This is a genomic window from Bosea sp. 124 (assembly GCF_003046175.1).
In the GTDB taxonomy this organism is placed as follows: domain Bacteria; phylum Pseudomonadota; class Alphaproteobacteria; order Rhizobiales; family Beijerinckiaceae; genus Allobosea.
Map to the genome: position 1 here is coordinate 3,786,975 of NZ_PZZM01000001.1, position 20,704 is coordinate 3,807,678.

Here is a 20,704-nt window from a genome sequence, read left to right on the forward strand (position 1 = left end):
TCTCTGTGTGAAACCTCCGCGGCACAAAAAGGAAGACCGACATGACCAGCCTGCGCGAGCGCTTCACGGCCGATCTCAAGGACGCGATGAAAGCCGGCGAGAAGGGCAAGGTCTCGACCATCCGTATGATCACCTCGGCGCTGAAGGACAAGGACATCGAGGCGCGCGGCCTCGGCAAGGGCGAGACGACGCCCGATGAACTGCTCGCCCTGCTGCAGAAGATGATCAAGCAGCGCCAGGAATCGATCGCGATCTACGAGGCCAATGGCCGCCCGGAACTCGCCGCCGGCGAGCAGGCCGAGATCGAGGTGATCGCCGGCTACATGCCCAAGCAGATGTCGGATGACGAGGTGAAGGCCGCGATCACCGCCGCCGTCGCCGAGAGTGGCGCGGCCTCGGTCAAGGACATGGGCAAGGTCATCGCGATCCTGCGCGCCAACCATGCCGGCCAGATGGATTTCGGCAAGGCGAGCGGGTTGGTGAAGGCAGCGCTGGCGGGGTGACTTTGATCGGATCGAGCGGGGTCAGGCCCGCTCGACATCCGTCTGCGCGAAGTCGTCGCCCTTGTAGAGAAGCGGCCAGCCTCGAACCTGCGCCAGCGCATAGGCTGCGCAATCGCCCATGTTGCGTCAGGTAGGCTCGATCGCGGTCCAGGCCGGCGGACCGAGTGTCGCCTTCCCACACAAGGGGCGGCCAAGGCGCTGGCGGATGATCCCTTGGCCTGCAAATAGGGCAGCGACGCGCGGGCTTTCGCGAGGCCTGTGGATTACACGGGTAAGCCCGCCGGAATCACGATCCGTTCTTGGCTTCGGTGCGTGCGAGGTCCACATAGACGGGAATGAAGTTCCCGCCCTCCATCCTGGAAGAAATCAAGGCGCGGCTGCCGGTCTCGGCCGTCGTGGGCAAGCGCGTGCGCCTCGCCAAGGCAGGCCGGGAATGGAAGGGCTTGTCGCCCTTCAACGCCGAGAAGACGCCGTCTTTCTTCGTCAACGACCAGAAGGCCTCCTTCTTCGATTTCTCCTCGGGCAAGAACGGCGACATCTTCAAGTTCGTGATGGAGACGGAGGGGCTGTCCTTCCCGGAAGCGGTCGAGAAGCTCGCCGCCGAGGCTGGCGTCGCGCTGCCGAAGATTACCCATGAGGCGCAGGTCCAGGAGGAGAGGCGCAAGGGGCTGCACGAGGTTGTCGAACTGGCCGCGCGCTTCTTCGAAGCCGAGCTGATGGGCGACCGTGGCGGCTCGGCGCGGCGCTATCTCGCCTCGCGCGGGCTCGATGGCGAGGCGCGCACGCGCTTCCGGCTGGGCTATGGCCCGGCCGATCGCTTCGCGCTGCGCGACCATCTGGCAGGCAAGGGCGTCGGCGCCGAGCTGATGATGGAGGCAGGCCTCCTGGTGCATGGCGAGGAGATCGCCGTGCCCTATGACCGCTTCCGCGACCGCATCATGTTTCCGATCCACGATTCGCGCGGGCGTGTCGTCGCCTTCGGCGGGCGGGCGATGAGTTCGGAGGTCTCGGCCAAGTACCTGAACTCGCCGGAGACGCCGCTCTTCCACAAGGGCTCGCTGCTGTTCAATCACCACAATGCTCGCAAGGCGGCGCACGACACCGGGCAGGCCATCGTGGTCGAGGGCTATGTCGATGTCATCGCCATGTCGCTCGCGGGTTTCCCACAGACGGTGGCGCCGCTCGGCACGGCGCTGACCGAGGATCAACTGACGCTGCTCTGGCGCATGGCGGACGAGCCGGTGATCTGCCTCGATGGCGACAAGGCGGGCCGCAAGGCCGCGAGCCGTGCCATCGACATCGCCCTGCCGCTGCTGGAGCCGGGCAAGTCCCTGTCCTTCGCGCTGCTGCCGGACGGGCAGGACCCTGACGATCTGGCGCGCTCCGGCGGCAAGGCCGCCATCGCCGAGGTCCTGGGCGCGGCGCGGCCGCTGGTCGACATGCTGTGGACGCGGGAGGTCGAGGCCGGGCCGCTCGACACGCCCGAGCGGCGGGCCGCCTTCGAGCGCCGGCTGAAGGAACCGCTCGGCCAGATTCGCGACGAGACCACCCGCAAGCATTATCGCCGCGAGATGGAGGAGCGGCTGGCGCAGCTTTTCGCCAGCGCCGGCCCGGTGCGGGCCGAGCGTGGCCGCGATGGCGCTTATCCGCGCGGACGCGGGCAGGGCGGTGGCAATGGCCGGGGCGGCTTCCGGTCCAATGTCGCGCCTTGGGCGGTGGGCCCACTGAAGGCATCGAGCCAGCTCACCCGCTCCAGGATCATGGCGCAGGGACGTGGCGAGGATGTCCGCGAGGCCTTCATCCTGCTGGCGCTGGCCAGCCATCCCGGCCTGATCCTGCGCTGTGCCGACGAGATTTCCGAATTGTCGCTCGACGGTGCGGCTGCTGAACGCTTCCGGCAGGCGCTGCTCGATGCCGCGGATGACGGCGTTCTCGACGAGGAAGCGCTGGCGAGCCGGCTAGAGCAGCCGCGCGTGCGCGAGGCACAATCTCATTTGATGGCGGTCACGGGGCCGGCCGAGCGGCTGAAGCTCGCGCAAGCGGCTGATCCTGAATCGGTTTTCGACTCAATTCGGCAGGCTATTGTCTTGCATCATCGCGCGCGGACGCTACATAGCGAGTTGAAGGCAGCCGAGCGCGCATTGGCTGACGAAGCGACCGAAGCCAATTTCGCCTGGATCAAGGACGTCAAGGCCCGCCTCGAGACCATCGAGGGTACGGAGGCCATGTCCGGTGATTGATAGCCAGCGTATGGTGATCGCCGTCCGAATGATGCGCATTGGTGTCGGGTGGTTCACGATTCGTCAACGATGACGGGTGCCATCTGCCGAACGTGATTTGGGTGGGGTGAGCGCGCCGGACATGCGGCCGCGCCGCCCTTTTATGCGTCTGCGTATGGCTTCTCCCGAGCCGTGGCGACGCGAGAGTGCGGAGCGCTGATTGATGGCGACGAAAGTGAGCGAACGGGACAAGACCGATCAGGTCGCGCCGGAAGCCCCCCCGACCTCCGATGGACCGTTGCTCGATCTGACCGATCAGGCCGTAAGGCGGATGATCAAGCTCGCGAAGAAGCGAGGCTATGTCACCTATGACGAACTGAACGAGGTTCTGCCGTCGGAGGAGTTCTCCTCCGAGCAGATCGAGGACGTGCTTGGCCAGCTCAGCGAGCAGGGCATCAACGTCGTCGACAACGAGGATCCGGAAGCCTCCGGCGAGGAGCGCGCGGCGGCGCGCACCGGTACCAATGGCGCCGATGAGGAAGAGGCCGAGGGCGGCGACCTGGTCGATGCCTCGCGCTCAGCGCTGCCCGTCGAGGTCAAGCGCAATCTCGAGCCGACCGAGCGCACCGACGATCCCGTCCGCATGTATCTGCGCGAGATGGGCTCGGTCGAGCTGCTCTCCCGCGAAGGCGAGATCGCGATCGCCAAGCGCATCGAGGCCGGCCGCGAGGCGATGATCGCCGGGCTCTGCGAGAGCCCTCTGACCTTCCAGGCGATCATCATCTGGCGTGACGAACTCGTCGACGGGAAGGTGCTGCTGCGCGACATCATCGATCTTGAAGCGACCTATGCCGGCCCCGACGGCAAGAACCCGACGCAACTGCCGGGCGAGGGTGGCGAGGGCGGTGAACAGGTCGAGGGCGCCCCGGCCGCAGCCGAGGGCGAGACGCCCGAAGGCGAGCTGCCGCCCGATCTCGACGACGACGACATGGAGAACAACGTCTCGCTCTCGGCCATGGAGGCCGAGCTCAAGCCGCGCGTGCTGGAGACGTTCGACTCGATCGCCGACAACTACAAGAAGCTGCGTCGCCTGCAGGACCAGGACATCGCCAACCGGCTCGAGAACACCAAGCTCTCGCCGTCGCAGGACCGCAAATACAAGAAGCTCAAGGACGACATCATCACCGCGGTGAAGTCGCTCTCGCTGAACAACAACCGCATCGAGGCGCTGGTCGAGCAGCTCTACGACATCAACAAGCGCCTGATCGGCCATGAGACCCGCCTGCTGCGCTTGGCCGAGAGCTATGGCGTCGGCCGCGAGGACTTCCTCAAGCAGCATGTCGGCGGCGAACTCGATCCGAAATGGGTTCTGCGCGTCTCCAAGCTCGGTTCGCGCGGCTGGCGCGAGTTCGTCGGCTCCGAGTTGGAGCGGATCAAGAGCCTGCGCGAGGACATCCACACGCTGGCCTCAGAGACCGGCCTGGAGATCCAGGAATTCCGCAAGATCGTGCTGATGGTCCAGAAGGGCGAGCGCGAGGCCAGGCAGGCCAAGAAGGAGATGATCGAGGCCAATCTTCGCCTCGTAATCTCGATCGCCAAGAAGTACACCAATCGCGGGCTGCAGTTCCTCGACCTGATCCAGGAAGGGAACATCGGCCTGATGAAGGCGGTCGACAAGTTCGAGTACCGCCGGGGCTACAAGTTCTCGACCTACGCGACCTGGTGGATCCGCCAGGCGATCACACGCTCGATCGCCGACCAGGCCCGCACGATCCGCATCCCGGTGCACATGATCGAGACGATCAACAAGATCGTCCGGACCTCGCGCCAGATGCTGCACGAGATCGGCCGCGAGCCGACCCCGGAGGAGCTGGCCGAGAAGCTGGCGATGCCGCTGGAGAAGGTGCGCAAGGTCCTGAAGATCGCCAAGGAGCCGATCTCGCTTGAGACGCCGATCGGCGACGAGGAGGATTCGCATCTCGGCGACTTCATCGAGGACAAGAACGCGATCCTGCCGATCGACGCGGCGATCCAGTCCAACCTGCGCGAGACCACGACGCGGGTTCTGGCCTCGCTGACGCCGCGCGAGGAGCGCGTGCTGCGCATGCGCTTCGGCATCGGCATGAACACCGACCACACGCTCGAAGAGGTCGGCCAGCAGTTCTCCGTGACCCGCGAGCGCATCCGCCAGATCGAGGCGAAGGCGCTCCGGAAGCTGAAGCATCCGAGTCGGTCGCGGAAGCTCAGGAGCTTCCTCGACAATTGAGGAACTTGAACAACAATGCGTCGGGCGGGATGTGATCTCCGGCCCGGCGCCTGCATCTTTGCAGCGCCCTGACGGCAAGGCTCCGTCTCGAAACAGCAGATACTGACACGCTGCAAATCAGGGCGGCTCGGTCTCAGACGGTGCTGGCGCAGCCTCGGCCGCCAGAGGCGCGACAACCGGCGCAGCCCGTGCTTAATGAATCCAACTTTAACGATCTCATGGTTTCCTGTTGCTCGCAGGGGCGGATTCAATGCCGCCTGCGGCTCAAACGGTACCGGGGAGCGGCCACCGATGAGTGGGCTCAACGGCATGCCGGGACGGAACTTTGTAGCGGTCGGATCGTAGATTCTGAGTTGAGCTAATGCCTCGTAAGAGGGCGGGCAGGGGGCAAGGAAATGAGCACACGATGGACGACAGAGCGACCAAGCTAACCAATGCTCTGCTGTGGCTGCTCGAGACCCGCAACTGGGCGCGGGTAAAGCTGAGCATGGCGCCGCGCGACAGCCATCAGCTGGACGCTAAGCTCTATCACTACCTGTATTTTTCCAACGCGCTAGACGCCATCGATCTGGTCAGGGACTATCTCGACGACGCCAAGTTCCTCGATCAGGTGCGAGGCTACCTCGCGACCTCAGGCGATTTCGACTACGCAAGGGAGCTGCGCGGCGCGATCATTTATCGCGGCATCGATCCAGTCGCTGGAGGCCAATCCGACGGCGCGCATCTGCGCTTCCTCTGCCCAGCTGAGATCTTCAGCTTCGACGGGCGCAGGCGGCATATCTGCTCCTTTACCCATACGGCCGATCTGGCGCAGGCGCTGGATGCCGCCGCCAATGCGGCGATGACCGATGCGCTGCGAGAGAACGGGCTGCTCGACCCCGGAGTGCACGCGCCCGACCGGGAAGAGACCCTGGCCGCCATCGGCACCGTCAAGCAGTTGCCGGAATTCGCCAAGGCCTGGGTCGCTACGACGCTGCAGGGGCCGGACTGGACCCGCATCGCCACCGAGGTGGCCGAGGGGCGCGTCCGTAACCTCAAGGGCCTCCTCTCCAGCCCGATGCCGGGTTGATCGGCGCTGTGACGCTTTAGAACCCGGCGTCCTTTGTCCGCCGGGCCCGATTGAATCGAAGCCCCTTCGCCAGCGCGACCAACTGCTCCAGCGCCGTGCCCCAGCCCTGGTGGAAGCCCATCTCCTCGTGCTGCTTGCGGGTGGCGTCGTCCTTGTGGAAGGCGCGGGCGATGTAGCGGGTGCCCGAGCCCTGCGGCTGGAACTCGACTGCCGCGGTCATGAAGGCCGAGCCGGTCGGGCGCCAGCCGGGGCCGAGCGCATCGGTGGTGACCAGCAGCTTTTCCGGCACCACGGCGAGGAAGCAGCCTGTGTTGTCGTGACGCTCGCCATTGGGGCCCTGCATCACCGTGCGGAACTTGCCGCCGGGCCGGACATCCATCTCGCATTCCGTCGTCTTCCAGGGCAGGGGGCAGAACCACTGCATCAGCAATTTGGGCTCGGTCCAGGCGCGCCAGAGCAGGCGCGGCGAGACATCGACGACGCGGTCGAGTTCGAGGTCGAGCGCAGGGTCGAAGCTGAAAGCCGGCAGGTCGGTCATGAGGCGTCTTCCTGATCCTTGAGGTGAAGGACGAAGGCATCGAGCTGGTCGAGGCGCCTTGTCCAGAGGGAGCGCTGGGCGTCCAGCCAATGCTCGGCGGCGGCCAGCGGTTCGGTGCGGAGCGTGCAGGTGCGCACCCGCCCGGTCTTGGCTGTGGTGACGAGCCCCGACTCCTCCAGCACCCTGAGGTGCTGGAGGAAGCTTGGCAGGGCCATTTCGAAAGGCCTCGCCAACTCGCTCACCGAAGCGGGGCCACGACCCAGAGCCTGGACCACCGCGCGCCGGGTCGGGTCGGCCAAAGCACGGAAGGTCTCGTCGAGGGCGGGCTGGGCAGCGGACATGAGGCGATCCTGCTGCGTCAAATTACTTAGGTCAATACCTAAGTGTCTGATGGAGGTCAGCAGCCGCCTTGATCTTGCCGCGGGACTGCGGCCTGCTCGGTGCGTCCTCTCCCGAGTGAACGGCACCGTGACCACGCAAACGATCCTGACCATCGAGACGCGCGGACCGGGTCTCCACGAATTCACCGCCCGGGCCGAAGGCTTTGTCGCCGAGACCGGCGTGGTGGCCGGGCTGCTGACGGTCTTCGTGCGCCACACCTCCTGTTCGCTGCTGATCCAGGAGAATGCCGATCCGGATGTGAGGCGCGATCTCGACGCCTTTTTCCGCAGGCTGGTGCCTTCCGCGGATGATCCGGCGATGGCGTATCTCGTCCATCGCGACGAGGGGCCGGACGATATGCCGGCGCATATCAAGGCCGCGCTGACGCCGGTCTCGCTGTCGATCCCGGTGATGGACGGACGCCTCGCGCTCGGCACCTGGCAAGGCCTCTATCTGTTCGAGCACAGGCAGAGGCCGCACCGGCGCGAGGTCGTGCTGCATCTCGCGCGGTGAATGCGGGCGGCGCGGCATGCTCCCGCTCGGTCGCCCCGGCCCGGCGCCCGGCTGGGCGTCCGACTTGGCATCCCGAGCGCAGCCGGCTACTTCTCCCTCCGCCCTCGCATCCGCGCCGGAGGAAAGCCCGATGTCCTTCCTGAAATCCCTGTTCGGCGGCCGCAAGGTGGCGGTCGACACGCCGGCCGGCCCGCTCAAGAGCATCGAGCACAACGGCTTCACCATCCATGCGATGCCCTATCAGGAGGGCGGCCAGTGGCAACTCTGCGGCGTCGTCGAGAAGACGATCGACGGTGAGCTCAAAAGCCATCGCTTCGTCCGGGCGGACCGCTTTCCCGGCATCGCCGAGGCGACCGACTTCACGCTGGTCAAGGGCCAGCAGCTCGTCGACCAGCAAGGCGAGGCAGTCTTCCGCTAGCGGCGGCCTGCCGCGAGGCGTGGGTGTCGTAAGCTCGCGCAATCTTGACGATCCGCCAGCGCTCGTCGCCAGGATCATCGCGGAAACCGGCGAAGCACGCATCGTCGTCAGGTGGCTTGAGAGGTCGAAACGCAAATGCGTGAGCCCTCTCCTTGGGAACGGGACCTTCGCGCCCTTCATGTCGGCACATGCGAGGCCGCATCGACGCCGCATCGCTCTGCTTCGGACGCGCTTGCCGGCTCCGGCCGCGCTGCCTAATCCTCGTGCAGAGAACGCCGTTCCGTGAACCGGCGCGCCGAGGAAACAATGACGCCCGAGGACCAGCGCTTCGCGCCCGATTCATCCTATGCCTGGCTTCGGCTGGCCGTATCGCTGCTGGTCGGCACCGCGGCCTGCGTCGGCACCTGGTCGGTCGTCGTGGTGCTGCCCTCGGTGCAGGCCGAGTTCGGCACGCTGCGGGCAGGCGCCGCACTGCCCTATACCTGCGTGATGATTGGCTTCGGCTTCGGCAACATCGCCATGGGCCGGGTCGCCGACCGCTATGGTATCGTGGTGCCGATCGTGCTCGGCGCGCTGCTGCTCGGCGCCGGCTACATGCTGGCCGGCGTGGCGCAGTCGCTCTGGCAGTTTGCGCTGGTGCATCTGCTGCTGATCGGTATCGGCGGCGGGGCCGGCTTCTCGCCGCTGATCGCCGATCTCTCGCACTGGTTCCGCCGACATCGCGGGCTCGCCGTCGTGTTCGGCGCCTCTGGCAGCTATCTCGCGGGGGTGATCTGGCCGCAGGTCATCACCTGGGGCCTGGCGACCCATGGCTGGCGGGCGACGCATGTCGGCATCGGGGTGACGGTGCTTCTCGTGATGCTGCCCCTGGCTGCCTTCTTCCGCCGGCGGCCTTCGGCCGAGAGCATCGCGGCCGACGAGGCCGCGAGCGCCGGCGCGCGCGGCGATCTCGGCCTCTCGGCCAATCAGTTGCAATGGCTGCTCGCGGCGGCAGGCTTCGCCTGCTGCGTCGCGATGGCGATGCCGCAGGTCCATATCGTCGCCTATTGCGGCGATCTCGGCTACGGCGTGGCGCGCGGCGCCGAGATGCTTTCGCTAATGCTGGGCTTGGGCATCATCAGCCGGATCGGCTCGGGCTTCGTCGCCGACCGGATCGGCGGGGCGGCGACGCTGGCGCTGGGCTCGCTGATGCAGGGGCTCGCGCTGTTCCTCTATCTCTGGTTCGACGGGCTGACCTCGCTGTTCATCGTCACCGGCATCTTCGGACTGTTCCAGGGCGGCATCGTGCCGATGTATGCGGTCATCATCCGCGAATACCTGCCGGCACGGGAAGCGGGCATGCGCATCGGCATCGTGATGTCGGCGACGATCCTCGGCATGGCCTTCGGCGGCTATGTCTCGGGCGCGATCTTCGACGCCTTCGCCTCCTACCGCGCGGCCTTCCTCAACGGGCTCGCCTGGAACCTCGTCAACCTCACCGTGGTGTGCTGGCTCATGACGCGGGCGCGGCGGAAGACGCCCGGACATTCTGCTCCGGCGGCCGTCTGAGTCGGCAGCGGCTCATGCTGTCAAATCCCTACCCGGTCGCTGTTTCGCCCGGTCGATACGTGCCGAAGCACCAGACATGCCCCTCCGGGTCCTTCGCGATGAAATCGCGGCTGCCATAGGGCTGGTCGGTCGGCTCCATGCAGATTTCGGCTCCCGCTGCACGGGCGCGCTCGCACAGCGCATCGATGCCGTCGGTCGCGACATAGGGCGAGGCGGCGGTACCGCCCAGTTCGGCCGGGCGGGAGACGCGTTTGCCGAAGGCGTTGCCATCAGCCGAGCCGAGCATGACGAAGCTCGTGCCCATGCGCCGTTCCCCGTGCAGAAGGGTCCTGCCGTCCCCGGAATAATAGGCCGCGTGCTTCTCGAAGCCGAAGGCCTCGATCAGCCAGTCATACATCCTCACCGCATCGGCATAGCGCAGTGAGATGCAGATCTGGGGCGGTGTCGCGGTCATCGACGTCTCCTTGCGCCGCCGGGCTTGACGCCAGCCTGCGGCACGTCAGAACTCGCTGCAAGCCAGAAGACTCCAGAGGACACGCCATGCTTCTCACCACCATCGCCGGCAGCCTGCCCAAGCCGACCTGGCTCGCCGAGCCCGAGCGGCTCTGGGCGCCCTGGAAACTCGAGGGCACGGCGCTCGAGGAGGGGCGGCGCGATGCCACAATCCTCTCCGTGAAGCTGCAGGAGGATGCCGGGATCGACATCGTCGGCGATGGCGAGCAGGCGCGCGTGCATTTCGTCCACGGCTTCCTCGCCAATCTCGACGGCATCGACTTTGACAAGAAGACGATCATGGGCATCCGCAACAACCGCTACGAGGCGGAGGTTCCGACCGTCACCGGCCCGATTCGCCGCAAGGGCCCGGTGCATCGCATGGAGGCCCAGGCGGCCCGGGCCCATACCCGCCACAAGCTGAAGTTCACGCTGCCCGGCCCGATGACGATCGTCGATACCATCGCCGACGCGCATTACGGCCGCCGCGAGGACCTCGCCATGGCCTTCGCCGCGGTACTGAACGAGGAGGCTAGGGAGCTGGAGGCGCTGGGCGTCGACGTGATCCAGTTCGATGAGCCCGCCTTCAATGTCTACATGAAGGAGGTCTCGGACTGGGGCATCGCCTGCCTGGAGCGGGCGGCGCAGGGCCTGACCGCGACCACCGCCGTCCACATCTGCTACGGCTACGGCATCAAGGCCAATATCGACTGGAAGGCCACGCTCGGCGAACAGTGGCGCCATTACGAGCAGACCTTTCCGGTGATCGCGAAAAGCTCGATCGACCAGGTCTCGCTGGAGTGCCGCAACTCCAAGGTGCCGCTCGACCTGATCAGGCTGCTCGACGGCAAGGACGTGCTGGCCGGCGCGATCGACGTCGCGACCAATGCGATCGAGACCCCCGAGGAGGTTGCCGCCACGATCCGTGCGGTGCTGGCCTATGTCGCGCCCGAGAAGCTCTTCCCCTGCACCAATTGCGGGCTGGCGCCGATGACCTCAGAGGTCGCCTATGGCAAGCTTGCGGCGCTGGCGGCCGGTGCCGCTCTGGTGCGCAGGGAACTGGGCCTGGCGGGCTGATATGGGGCGCGGCATGACTGGCCTCACCCGCTTCGAGCATCGCAAAGAGCGGGTGATCCCGGCGCGGCGGTTCGCGGCGCGGCTGGGGCGGGCGGTGCTGCTCTATCTCGGGCTGGCTGTGGTCGGGCTCGTCATCGGCATGGTCGGCTATGGCTGGACCGAGGGCATGAGCACGGTCGACGCCTTCGCCAACGCGGCGATGATCCTTTCGGGCATGGGACCGGTCTCGGAACTCAAGACGACGGGCGGCAAGCTCTTCGCCGGGTTCTATGCGCTATTCTCGGGGTTGTTCGTGGTCATCGCATCCGGTTTCGTGCTGGCTCCGGTGTTGCACCGCGTGCTGCATTCCTTCCATGTCGAACAGGGAAAGACCGACGATGATTGAACCCGGCCTCACCTCCGAAGAAGAGCCCCGCGGCGATCTGACGGTGCGCATCAACGCGATGCCAGCCGACACCAACGCCAATGGCGATATCTTCGGCGGCTGGGTGATGTCGCGAATGGACGCGGCCGGCGGCATCGCGGGAGTGGATCGCGCGCAGGGGCGGGTGGTCACGATCGCGGTCGATGCGATGACGTTCATCCGGCCGGTGAAAGTCGGCGACGTGCTCAGCGTCTATACGGAGGTCGAGGCAGTGGGGCGGACCTCGATGAAGATTCATGTTGAGGCCTGGGCCCGGCGCTTCCGCACCACGATCCATGAGAAGGTCACGGACGCGACTTTCACCTTCGTCGCGATCGACGAGGAGGGGCGGCCGCGGCCCGTGCCGAAGCCGCCGGAGGTCTGAGGGGCACCGGCTGCCTTATTCCCTAACGGAAGCTGAATCCGCCTGCCGGGGCGCTGATTCAAAAGAATCCGCAAGCTTAAACGTTCTTTAAGCGCATTCGGTCGATTCTCCACAAGAACAAGGATCCCGCCCAACGACAGTTGAGGCGCGGGGCGGTTCGGGGGCTCGCCTGTCGGTTGCCGCATTCGGCGGCTCCGGCGGCGCGTCGTGCTGTGGCGGGCGCTTCGGGCCTGCCGCATGCCTCGCACCAGCTTCGTCGTCCATCATGTCGCGTTGCATTCGGAGAGCGATCGATGACGAAGGCCAGCAAGCCCGCCCGCCAGCGCAAATCCTCGCGCATCGGCATCGCCGCGCGTATCTATGCTGCGCTCGGGCTGATGACGGCGCTGACGATCGTGGCCTCCGGGGTGGCATGGTTCTCCTATGGGCGGGTCGATGTGACGGTCGACGATCTCGTCTCCCGGAAGATGCCGGTCGTCGAACTCGCACTCGAACTGTCGCAGGTCGCGACGCAGTCGACCGCGCTCGCGCCGCGCTTCATGGATGTCGAGAGCGTGCAGCAGCGCGCCGGGCTGACCAATGAGCTCGACCGGATCGAGGCCCGCCAGTTCGACCTGATCCGCCGCATCGCCGCGCTCGGCAACATCGACATGAAGCAGACCCAGAGCGCCGTCGACGACCTGTCCCGCGCGATCAACGAGATCAACGACCTGACCGGGGCCCGGATGCGCAATGCCGCGGCCATGGTCACGGCGCTCGAGAACCTCTCCAAGGTCGGCAGGGTGTTCGGCGGCGTGGTCGGCTCCGAAGCCGACGAGGCGCGCTTCAACGTTACCATGGGGATCGAGAGCATCAAGGGCCTCTCCGGCGATCAGCTCGACGCCGCCATGAAGACCCTGAACGACCGCGACTTTCCGGTCTTCGATTTCGCGCGCAAGCTCGAGGCGCAGGTCAACGAACTCATGGGCATGCTGCGCGAGATCGCCCAGGCATCCGATCCGACTCGCCTCGACTTGGCGCGGGAGCGCTTCAAGGCGACCGTCATGCGGATTCGCATGGAGCTGACCTCGGCCGAGAACGCCTCCCCGAATCCGTTCCGCAACCAGGTCGTCGAGGCCGTCATCGCCGTCGGCGAGGGGCGCGTGGGCGTCGTCGAGATGCGCGCGCGCGATCTCGCCACGCTCGCGGAGATCACGAAGGGCCTGAAGGAGGTCGATCGTGCCGCCGTGACACTGCGCGCCCAGGTCGAGAAACTGGTCGAGGGCGCGCGCGGCGAGGCCGTGGCTGCCAGCCGCTCGACCAGCGCGCTGATCGAGCAGAGCAAGATGTGGCTCGGCGGCATCGGCATCGGCTCGCTCCTGGTCGCGCTGTCGCTCTCGCTGTTTTATGTCCGGCCCATGATCATCGGACGCCTGAACCGGCTCTGGACCGCAACGCGGGCGATCGCCGACGGGGCGCTCGAGACCGTCGTCGACACCAAGGGCAATGACGAGATCTCCGACATCTCGAAGAGCGTGCTGCTCTTCCGCGACAACGCCGTGGCCCTGCGTGCCGCCGAAGCTGCCAAGGTCGAGGACGATGCGCGCGCCCAGGAGCAGCGCCGCGAGATGATGCAGGAGCTGGGAGCGGCCTTCGGCGAGGTCGTGGCGGCGGCTGCCGCCGGCGATTTCAGCCGGCGCGTCCAGGCGAATTTCGCCGATGCCGAGCTGAATGCGCTCGCCGGCTCGGTCAATTCGCTGCTGGAGACCGTGCAGGGCGGCCTGTCGGAGACCTGCGACGTGCTGGCGGAACTTTCCGCCGGCCATCTCTCGACCCGTATCGAGGGGCTCTACCAGGGCGCCTTCGCCGAGCTCAAGAATGGCACGAACGCGCTCGCCGACGAATTCGAGAGTACGCTCGCCAAGCTTTCCGAGACGGTCGCGGCGGTGCGCAGCGCGACGACCGAGATCCTCGACGGCGTCACCGATCTGGCCGAGCGCACCAGCGAGGAGAGCAACGCGGTCTCGATGGCGACGAACCAGCTCGGCGCCTTCGCCGGCACGGTCAAGAAGACCGCGTCGGAAGCCGCCCAGGCGACCGGTATGGCCGAGGGCGCCGAGAGCCAGGCCCAGCAGGGCGAAAAGGTCGTCGCCTCCGCGCTTGAGGCGATGCAGCGCATCCGGACCTCCTCGAACAAGATCTCCGAGGTCATTGCGATGATCGACGAGATCGCCTTCCAGACCAACCTGCTGGCGCTGAACGCCGCCGTCGAGGCGGCCCGGGCCGGCGATAGCGGTCGCGGCTTCGCGGTCGTTGCGACCGAGGTGCGCAGCCTCGCCAAGCGCTCGGCCGACGCCTCCAACGATGTGAAGAAGCTGGTCGAGGCGGCACATGGCGACGTCAAGGTCGGTGTCGGCCTCGTCGAGGAGACGGCGCAGATGTTCGAGGCGATCGTCTCCTCGGTCAACGACCTGACCGGGCTGATGAACGGGATTTCGCAGACGGCCAAGAACCAGGCCAGCGACGTTTCGGCGATCAACACCGAGATCGACGGCATCGGCACCATGGCGCACCAGAACGCCGCACTGGTCGAGGAGACCAATGCCGCGCTCGCCCTCACCGACGAGCAAACCCGCGCGCTCAGCGAGCACATCGCTCGCTTCCGCTTCCGCGAGGGCCATGGCGCCGAGCAGTCGATGGTGGTGGCGCAGGCGGCTTGAGCGAGACGGCCCGCCCTGCGGCATTCCCCCGAACAGCGCAAAGACCCCGCCGTCCCGCGACGGCGGGGTCTTTGCGTTCCATGGCGACGGCGGCCTTGCCCGATCGCCAGCGGCGATGCTACGCGGGGAGCGGGCCGGTAGCTCAATGGTTAGAGCTCGCTGCTCATAACAGCGCCGGTGCCGGTTCGAGTCCGGCCCGGCCCACCATTTCCGATCAGAAATGCGAACCGCGCCATGCCATCAGGGGCCGGGTGCTAGGTTCTCTTTCGGCCGTGTCGACGGTCGCAGGCGTTCGCGCAGCGACTGGAAGACCACGTAAAGCGCCGGGATCACGAAGATGCCGATGAAGGCGGCGGCCAGCATGCCGCCGAAGACCGGCGTGCCGACATTGCGACGGGCGAGCTTCGATGGGCCCTCGGCGATGACGAGCGGCAGCAGGCCGAGGATGAAGGCGAAGGACGTCATCATCACCGGCCGGAAACGCAGCCTCGCGCCCTCGGTCGCGGCATGCAGCAGGGGATGGCCCTTCTCGCGCAGCTCCTTGGCGAATTCGACGATCAGGATGCCGTTTTTGGCGGCGAGGCCGATCAGCACGACGATGCCGATCTGGGCATAGAGGTCGAGCGTCAGCCCGCCGATGACGATCGCGACGAAGGCGCCGAGGATACCCACCGCCACCGATAGCAGGACGGGAACTGGGATCGTCCAGCTCTCGTAGAGCGCGACGAGAAAGAGATAGGCGAAGAGCATTGCGAAGGCGAGGATGATCGAGGTCTGCCCCTCGGCCCGCTTCTCCTGGAACGACACATCCGTCCATGCGCCGCGGTAGCCGGGAGGCAGCGTCCGGGCCGAGACCGCGTCCATGGCGGCGAGCGCCTGGCCGGAGGAGACACCGGGCGCCGGCGAGCCCTGCACGGTTGCCGCGAGGCGATTGTTGTAGCGGATCAGCGCCTGCGGGCCGACCACGACCCGCGCCTCGACGAAACTGCGCAGCGGGATCATGTCACCGCTGCGGCTGCGGACATGGATGCGGTAGATGTCGTCGATCGAAGCGCGATCGACGCCCTCGGCCTGGACCTGAACCTGCCAGGTGCGGCCGAACAGGTTCATGTCGTTGACGTAGTAGCCGCCCAGCGAGGCCTGGAGAGCCTGGAAGACGCCGCTGAGGTCGACGCCGAGAATCTGGACCTTGTCCCGGTCGATGTCGAGATAGATCGAGGGCGTCGAATCCGAGAAGGTCGAGAAGACGCGCCGCAATTGCGGATCCTGGTTGGCTGCGATGATCAGGCCCCGCAGGGTGCGCCCGAGCGCCTTCGGGTCCGAGCCCGCCATATCCATCACGACATGGCTGAAGCCGCCGCCGCTGCCGAGACCGATGATCGGAGGCGGCGCGATCGGCACGATATTGCCCTCGCGCACCGCGCGGAATTTCTGCGCGAGCCGCGCGATGATGGCCGGCGCGCCGTCCTCGCGGCTCGTCCGCTCGTCGAACGACTTCAGCGAAACCAGGAAGAAGCCGGCGTTGGGCTGCGAGAAGTTGTCGATGAAGTTGAGGCCGATGATCGTGGAATAATCGGCGATCGCACTCTCGGTCTTCAGGATGCCCTCGACTTGCGCCATGACCGCCGATGTCCGGCCGATCGACGCGCCGTCGGGCAACTGCGCCACCACGAAGAACGCGCCCTGATCGTCCTCGGGCAGGAAGCCGGTCGGCGTGATCCGCCCCATGGCGTAGATGCCCACACCGAAGGCGGCGGTGAGCGCGAGGCTGACGACGGAGACGCGCACGAGCCGTGCGACCGCGGCGCCGTAGCGGTCCCGCGTCCAGTCGATGCCGCTCATGATGCGGGCGATCGGTCCGCGACGCGGTCCGTGGTGGCGCTTGAGCAGGACGGCGCAAAGCGCTGGCGAGAGTGTCAGCGCGTTGATCGCGGACAGCACCATGGCCACGGCCACGGTGACCGCGAACTGCCGGAACAATTCGCCGGAGATTCCTGGAATGAAGGCGACCGGCACGAAGACCGAGAGCAGCACCAGGGTGATCGCGATGATCGGGGCCACGATCTCGCTCATGGCCTTCTTCGTCGCTTCGGCGGGTGTCAGCTCGGGGTGCTCCTCCATCACGCGCTCGACGTTCTCGATGACCACGATCGCGTCGTCGACGACGATGCCGATGGCGAGAACCACGGCCAGCAGGGAGACCGTGTTGGCCGAGTAGCCGATGGCATTGAGCACGATGAAGGCGCCGACCAGGCTGACCGGGACGGCGACCGTCGGGATCAGTGTCGCGCGCAGATTGCCGAGGAACAGGTAGACGACCAGCACGACGAGCACGAAAGCCTCGATCAGGGTCTTCTTGACCTCATGGATCGTGGCCGTGACGAAGGCCGTCGGATCATAGGTAACCTTCCAGGCGAGGCCTTCGGGGAAGGATTTCGCGATGTCGCCAACCGTCTTCTTGACCGCGTCGAGCGCGGCGATCGCATTGGCACCGGGCGACTGGTAGATGCCGATCAGGACCGCGGGGCCACCGTTCAACCGTGTGTCGCGGTCGAGATTGGCGGCGCCGAGCTCGAGGCGTGCGACATCCGAGAGACGCAGGATCGAGCCGTCGGTATTCGTCCGCAGCACGATCTTGCCGAACTCTTCGGGAGAACTCAGCCGGCCCTTGGTCTGGATGTTGAGCTGCAACTGCTGATCGTCGGAGATCGGGCGCGCGCCGATGCGCCCCACGGCGGCCTGGGCATTCTGGGCCTGGATGGCGCTGATGATGTCGCCGGTGGTGAGATTCAGCCCTGTGAGGCTGTCGGTCTTCACCCAGGCCCGCATGGAATAGTCCTGCGCGCCGAACAGGGCGGCGTCGCCGACGCCGGGCGTCGAGCGGATCGCGTCGAGCAGGTTGATCGTGGCGTAATTCGAGACGAACAGCGTGTCATAGGCGTTGGTCGGCGCGTAGACAGCGATGACGCCGAGCAGGGCCGAGGACTTCTTCTTGACCGTGACGCCGTTGCGCTGCGCCTCCTGCGGCAGCTTCGACAGCGCGATCTGCACGCGGTTGTTGACGTTGACGCTGTTGATGTCGGGATTGGTGCCGAGCTCGAACGAGACCAGCAGCGAGTAGCTGCCGTCATTGCCGCTGACGCTCTTCATGTAGATCATCTTGTCGGTGCCGACGATCTGCGCCTCGATCGGCTGTGCCACCGTCTGCTCGACCACCGCCGCCGAGGCGCCGGGATAGGATGTCGTCACCGATACCTGCGGGGGCACGATGTCGGGATACTGCGCTACCGGAATCGCGAAAAGCGAGAGAAGCCCGGCGATGGTGGTGACGAGCGCGATGACGATGGCCAGCCGCGGCCGGTCGACGAAGACGGAGCTGATCATAGGCTCAGCTCCGGCCGGCCGGCGGGGTCACGGGCGAAGCCAGCACCGGCGTGCCCGGCCTCAGATTCTGCAGGCCCTCGACGACGATCTGCTCGTTGCCGGCGAGGCCCTGGTCGATGGTGACATAGGCGCCGACCTCGCTGCCGATCTTGATCCGCTTGACCACGGCCTTGCCGTCCTCGACCGCGAAGACATAGGCGCCCTGCTGGTCGGCGATCAGCGCCGATTGCGGGATCAGGACCTTTTCATCGGTCTGCTCGCCCTGGACGGCGACTCGAACGAGCGCGCCGTCGATGAGCTTGCCCCCCGGGTTCGGCAGCGTGGCGCGCACCAGCACCGTATCGGTGGAGCGCTCGACCGAGACGTCGACGAAGTCGACACGGCCCTTCTGATCATAGGTCGAGCCATCGGCGAATTTCAGGCTGACCAGAGGCGCGCGGCCATCGGCGGGCACGGCGCCGGCCTTGATCGTCAGGAATTCGCGTTGGCTGACCGGGAACGAGACGTACATCGGGTCGTTGCTGACGATCTGCGCCAGCACGCCGCTGTCGGGGCCGACGACATTGCCCTTCGTCACCTTGGTGCGGCCGATCCGGCCGGTGATCGCCGCCTTGATCTCGGTGTAGCCGAGATTGATCTGCGCGGTCTTCAGATTGGCCTCGGCGGTCGTCTGGTCACCCTCGGCTCCCTTTTCCTCGGCGATGCGCTGATCGCGTACGGCGACCGAACCGGCGCTGGTCTTCAGCAGTTCGTCGGCGCGCTGGCGCTGGACCGTGGCGTTCTGAAGCGCGCCCTGCGCACGTTCCAGCGCGCCTTGCGCTTGTTCGACGGCGGCCTCGAAGGGGGGCCTTTCGATGCGGAAGAGCGGCATGCCCTCGGTGACGTTCGCGCCTTCCTGGAACAGCACCGCCTCGAGATAGCCGGTGACGCGGGCGCGGACATCGACGCGGTTGACCGCCTCGATGCGCCCGACGAAATCAGCCGTGCGGCCGATGGCGCGCTTTTCGGCAGCGACGGTTCCGACGGGGATCGCTGACGGTGCCGGCTGCTGGGCGAATGCGATGGAGCCGGGCTGGAGCGAGAGCGCACCGAGCAAGGTGAGGATACGCAGGCCCCGCATGGTGGGAAGCGGAACCGCAGCCGCCGGTTGGCAAAGCTCAGGCATCGAATCCCCCTTCGTCGCTTGGCTGCGACGCTTGCCGGAGTGAGCAGCATCGACGCTGCTCGATCCTGTGCGCTTTTGCTTGCGAACGCCACAGTGTTTTTGTGCGCTCCTGACCGCCTCTTCGCGGCCGTGCGGCGCCGAGGCCTGACGCGTGCAATTCGGAAGTTGCGACTTGCTCTGCCTCAAAGACAGGCCGGCCGCCTCACCGCATGCTTCCATGCGAAGCCGGGTTCCGGCGCTGGAGAGGATCGGCCGTGGAAGCTGAGAGGGCACCCTATCTCGATGAACGCCTGCCGCGCTACACGAGCTATCCGACCGCGCCCCATTTCGGAGCCGATGTCGATGCCTCGCGCTATGGCCGCTGGTTGGGCGAACTCGCGCCGGGGACGAAAGCCTCGCTCTACCTCCACATCCCGTTCTGTCGGTCGATGTGCTGGTATTGCGGCTGCCATACCACGGTGGCGCTCCGCGACGGACCGATCGTCGACTACCTGGCGGTGCTGCGCCGCGAGATCGACCTCGTGGCGGATCGTCTGCACGCGCCGCTCGATGTTCGCCATATCCATTTCGGCGGCGGCACGCCGACCATTCTGGAGCCCGACGATTTCGTCGCGCTGGTCGGATTGCTCAGGCAGCGCTTTATGCTCGATATGGCGACCGAGATCGCTGTCGAGATCGACCCGCGCCGCCTGACGCGGGCGATGACGGCGGCTCTGGGAGAGGCGGGCGTCACCCGCGCGAGCCTCGGCGTGCAGAGTTTCGACCCTGTCGTGCAGCAGGCCATAAACCGCATCCAGAGCGTCGAGCAGACTGCTGCTGTCGTCGCCGATCTGCGCGCGGGCGGCATCGGCGGGGTGAATTTCGACCTGATCTATGGCTTGCCGAAGCAGACGGTGGCCTCCTGCGTCGACACGGTCGAGCGTTGCCTGGAGATGGCGCCGGAACGCTTCTCGATCTTCGGCTACGCGCATGTTCCCGATTTCAAGAAGCATCAGCGGCGCATCGCCGAGGCCGACCTGCCCGATGGCGCGGCGCGGCGGGAACAGGCGGAGGCGATGGCGGAGCGGCTCGTCGCGGCCGGCTATGTCCGGATCGGGCTCGACCATTTCGCGCGCCCCGAGGACGAGATGGCGCAGGCGCTGGGCAGCGGCAGTCTCCGCCGCAATTTTCAGGGCTACACCACCGATGGCTGCGAGGCATTGCTCGGCTTCGGTGCCTCGGCGATCGGCCGGCTGCCGCAGGGCTATGTCCAGAACGAGGTGGTGATCGGGCGTTATACCGAGCGTGTCGGCCAAGGCGAGCTGCCGACCGTGAAGGGCTACGGGCTGAGCGCCGATGATCGGCTGCGCGCCGAGCTGATCGAGCGGCTGATGTGCGATCTCTCGGTCGATATCGACGCCGTCTGCGCCCGGCACGGCGCCGATCCGCAGCAGCTCGCGCCCTCGCTGAGCAAGCTCGACAGGCTTTCGCAGGAGGGCATGATCCGCTTCGACGGGACACGGATCCTGATGCCGGAGCATGCCCGCCTGATGGTGCGCAAGGTCGCCTCCGCCTTCGACGCCCATATCGACCAGCCGGTGCGCCGTTACAGCCGCGCCGTGTAAGAGATCGCTTCAGCGCCACGGCAGGTTGCGCTGGAAAGTG

At 66.5% G+C, this 20,704-nt stretch carries 17 protein-coding genes, 1 tRNA gene and 1 pseudogene; 13 read left to right on the forward strand and 6 right to left on the reverse strand.

Annotated features, from left to right (window positions below):
* The first annotated feature begins 41 nt into the window (after positions 1–41).
* On the forward strand, positions 42–503 hold the full coding sequence (locus C8D03_RS17995) for a GatB/YqeY domain-containing protein (RefSeq protein ID WP_108048283.1): 462 nt from the start codon (positions 42–44) through the stop codon (positions 501–503).
* Between the two features lie 21 nt (positions 504–524).
* On the opposite strand, the pseudogene C8D03_RS18000 reads toward C8D03_RS17995, so the two are convergent.
* Positions 525–626, reverse strand: a pseudogene (locus C8D03_RS18000) (type II toxin-antitoxin system VapC family toxin); the annotation flags it as partial.
* 212 nt (positions 627–838) lie between these two features.
* On the opposite strand from C8D03_RS18000, the gene dnaG reads away from it, so the two are divergent.
* The 3 genes from dnaG (at position 839) to C8D03_RS18015 (ending at position 6,057) form a co-directional block, all read left to right on the forward strand.
* Complete coding sequence (gene dnaG, locus C8D03_RS18005; RefSeq protein ID WP_108048285.1) at positions 839–2,743, forward strand: DNA primase; 1,905 nt, start codon at positions 839–841, stop codon at positions 2,741–2,743.
* A 202-nt stretch (positions 2,744–2,945) separates the two neighbouring features.
* Complete coding sequence (gene rpoD / locus C8D03_RS18010) at positions 2,946–4,988, forward strand: RNA polymerase sigma factor RpoD (RefSeq protein ID WP_108048287.1); 2,043 nt, start codon at positions 2,946–2,948, stop codon at positions 4,986–4,988.
* Between the two features lie 406 nt (positions 4,989–5,394).
* Entirely contained in the window at positions 5,395–6,057 is a 663-nt protein-coding gene (locus C8D03_RS18015; protein ID WP_108048289.1) for a hypothetical protein, read from the forward strand.
* A gap of 16 nt (positions 6,058–6,073) precedes the next feature.
* Here the strand turns inward: C8D03_RS18015 and C8D03_RS18020 are convergent, their stop codons facing one another.
* Positions 6,074–6,595: an SRPBCC family protein gene (locus tag C8D03_RS18020; RefSeq protein ID WP_181301077.1), complete on the reverse strand. Its 522-nt coding sequence runs from the start codon at positions 6,593–6,595 to the stop codon at positions 6,074–6,076.
* A complete protein-coding gene (locus C8D03_RS18025) occupies positions 6,592–6,936 on the reverse strand; it encodes an ArsR/SmtB family transcription factor (RefSeq protein WP_108048291.1) in 345 nt (114 codons plus the stop codon). The genes C8D03_RS18020 and C8D03_RS18025 overlap by 4 nt, the downstream gene beginning before the upstream one ends.
* A gap of 127 nt (positions 6,937–7,063) precedes the next feature.
* Between C8D03_RS18025 and C8D03_RS18030 the strand changes: the two genes are divergently transcribed.
* From C8D03_RS18030 to C8D03_RS18040, 3 genes are all read left to right on the forward strand, one after another.
* Positions 7,064–7,489, forward strand: a complete 426-nt coding sequence (locus C8D03_RS18030; RefSeq protein WP_248308518.1) for a secondary thiamine-phosphate synthase enzyme YjbQ — start codon at positions 7,064–7,066, stop codon at positions 7,487–7,489.
* Between the two features lie 130 nt (positions 7,490–7,619).
* Positions 7,620–7,907 carry an HlyU family transcriptional regulator gene (locus C8D03_RS18035; protein ID WP_108048295.1) on the forward strand — a complete coding sequence of 96 codons (288 nt, stop codon included), beginning with the start codon at positions 7,620–7,622 and terminating at the stop codon, positions 7,905–7,907.
* Between the two features lie 306 nt (positions 7,908–8,213).
* A complete protein-coding gene (locus C8D03_RS18040) occupies positions 8,214–9,455 on the forward strand; it encodes an MFS transporter (protein WP_108048297.1) in 1,242 nt (413 codons plus the stop codon).
* Between the two features lie 28 nt (positions 9,456–9,483).
* Here the strand turns inward: C8D03_RS18040 and C8D03_RS18045 are convergent, their stop codons facing one another.
* Complete coding sequence (locus C8D03_RS18045; RefSeq protein WP_108048299.1) at positions 9,484–9,909, reverse strand: VOC family protein; 426 nt, start codon at positions 9,907–9,909, stop codon at positions 9,484–9,486.
* 86 nt (positions 9,910–9,995) lie between these two features.
* On the opposite strand from C8D03_RS18045, the gene C8D03_RS18050 reads away from it, so the two are divergent.
* The 5 genes from C8D03_RS18050 to C8D03_RS18070 all read left to right on the forward strand — a co-directional run bounded on the left by C8D03_RS18050 (position 9,996) and on the right by C8D03_RS18070 (position 14,718).
* Entirely contained in the window at positions 9,996–11,024 is a 1,029-nt protein-coding gene (locus tag C8D03_RS18050) for a methionine synthase (protein ID WP_108048301.1), read from the forward strand.
* A 13-nt stretch (positions 11,025–11,037) separates the two neighbouring features.
* Positions 11,038–11,409: a hypothetical protein gene (locus tag C8D03_RS18055; RefSeq protein WP_108051810.1), complete on the forward strand. Its 372-nt coding sequence runs from the start codon at positions 11,038–11,040 to the stop codon at positions 11,407–11,409.
* The gene (locus C8D03_RS18060) at positions 11,402–11,812 is read left to right on the forward strand and encodes an acyl-CoA thioesterase (protein WP_108048303.1); all 411 of its coding nucleotides are present in this window, start codon (positions 11,402–11,404) and stop codon (positions 11,810–11,812) included. Before C8D03_RS18055 ends, C8D03_RS18060 begins: the two co-directional genes overlap by 8 nt.
* A 293-nt stretch (positions 11,813–12,105) precedes the next feature.
* On the forward strand, positions 12,106–14,511 hold the full coding sequence (locus C8D03_RS18065) for a methyl-accepting chemotaxis protein (RefSeq protein ID WP_108048305.1): 2,406 nt from the start codon (positions 12,106–12,108) through the stop codon (positions 14,509–14,511).
* Between the two features lie 131 nt (positions 14,512–14,642).
* Positions 14,643–14,718: transfer RNA gene (locus tag C8D03_RS18070), tRNA-Ile, on the forward strand.
* A gap of 33 nt (positions 14,719–14,751) precedes the next feature.
* Here C8D03_RS18070 and C8D03_RS18075 read toward each other — a convergent pair.
* Together C8D03_RS18075 and C8D03_RS18080 are read right to left on the reverse strand one after the other, a co-directional pair.
* Positions 14,752–17,895 (reverse strand): efflux RND transporter permease subunit, encoded by a 3,144-nt coding sequence (locus tag C8D03_RS18075; protein WP_108048308.1) that lies wholly within the window; start codon positions 17,893–17,895, stop codon positions 14,752–14,754.
* A 4-nt stretch (positions 17,896–17,899) separates the two neighbouring features.
* Positions 17,900–19,015: an efflux RND transporter periplasmic adaptor subunit gene (locus C8D03_RS18080; protein WP_108048310.1), complete on the reverse strand. Its 1,116-nt coding sequence runs from the start codon at positions 19,013–19,015 to the stop codon at positions 17,900–17,902.
* A gap of 299 nt (positions 19,016–19,314) precedes the next feature.
* On the opposite strand from C8D03_RS18080, the gene hemN reads away from it, so the two are divergent.
* Positions 19,315–20,664 (forward strand): oxygen-independent coproporphyrinogen III oxidase, encoded by a 1,350-nt coding sequence (hemN, locus tag C8D03_RS18085; RefSeq protein ID WP_465246450.1) that lies wholly within the window; start codon positions 19,315–19,317, stop codon positions 20,662–20,664.
* The last annotated feature ends 40 nt before the right edge of the window (positions 20,665–20,704 follow it).

Bases quoted from the DNA above. Each gene is read 5' to 3' on its own strand.
- C8D03_RS17995 (WP_108048283.1), top strand. From the start codon at position 42: ATGACCAGCCTGCGCGAGCGCTTCACGGCCGATCTCAAGGACGCGATG.
- dnaG (WP_108048285.1), top strand. From the start codon at position 839: ATGAAGTTCCCGCCCTCCATCCTGGAAGAAATCAAGGCGCGGCTGCCG.
- rpoD (WP_108048287.1), top strand. From the start codon at position 2,946: ATGGCGACGAAAGTGAGCGAACGGGACAAGACCGATCAGGTCGCGCCG.
- C8D03_RS18015 (WP_108048289.1), top strand. From the start codon at position 5,395: ATGGACGACAGAGCGACCAAGCTAACCAATGCTCTGCTGTGGCTGCTC.
- C8D03_RS18020 (WP_181301077.1), bottom strand. From the start codon at position 6,595: ATGACCGACCTGCCGGCTTTCAGCTTCGACCCTGCGCTCGACCTCGAA.
- C8D03_RS18025 (WP_108048291.1), bottom strand. From the start codon at position 6,936: ATGTCCGCTGCCCAGCCCGCCCTCGACGAGACCTTCCGTGCTTTGGCC.
- C8D03_RS18035 (WP_108048295.1), top strand. From the start codon at position 7,620: ATGTCCTTCCTGAAATCCCTGTTCGGCGGCCGCAAGGTGGCGGTCGAC.
- C8D03_RS18040 (WP_108048297.1), top strand. From the start codon at position 8,214: ATGACGCCCGAGGACCAGCGCTTCGCGCCCGATTCATCCTATGCCTGG.
- C8D03_RS18045 (WP_108048299.1), bottom strand. From the start codon at position 9,909: ATGACCGCGACACCGCCCCAGATCTGCATCTCACTGCGCTATGCCGAT.
- C8D03_RS18050 (WP_108048301.1), top strand. From the start codon at position 9,996: ATGCTTCTCACCACCATCGCCGGCAGCCTGCCCAAGCCGACCTGGCTC.
- C8D03_RS18055 (WP_108051810.1), top strand. From the start codon at position 11,038: ATGACTGGCCTCACCCGCTTCGAGCATCGCAAAGAGCGGGTGATCCCG.
- C8D03_RS18060 (WP_108048303.1), top strand. From the start codon at position 11,402: ATGATTGAACCCGGCCTCACCTCCGAAGAAGAGCCCCGCGGCGATCTG.
- C8D03_RS18065 (WP_108048305.1), top strand. From the start codon at position 12,106: ATGACGAAGGCCAGCAAGCCCGCCCGCCAGCGCAAATCCTCGCGCATC.
- C8D03_RS18075 (WP_108048308.1), bottom strand. From the start codon at position 17,895: ATGATCAGCTCCGTCTTCGTCGACCGGCCGCGGCTGGCCATCGTCATC.
- C8D03_RS18080 (WP_108048310.1), bottom strand. From the start codon at position 19,015: ATGCGGGGCCTGCGTATCCTCACCTTGCTCGGTGCGCTCTCGCTCCAG.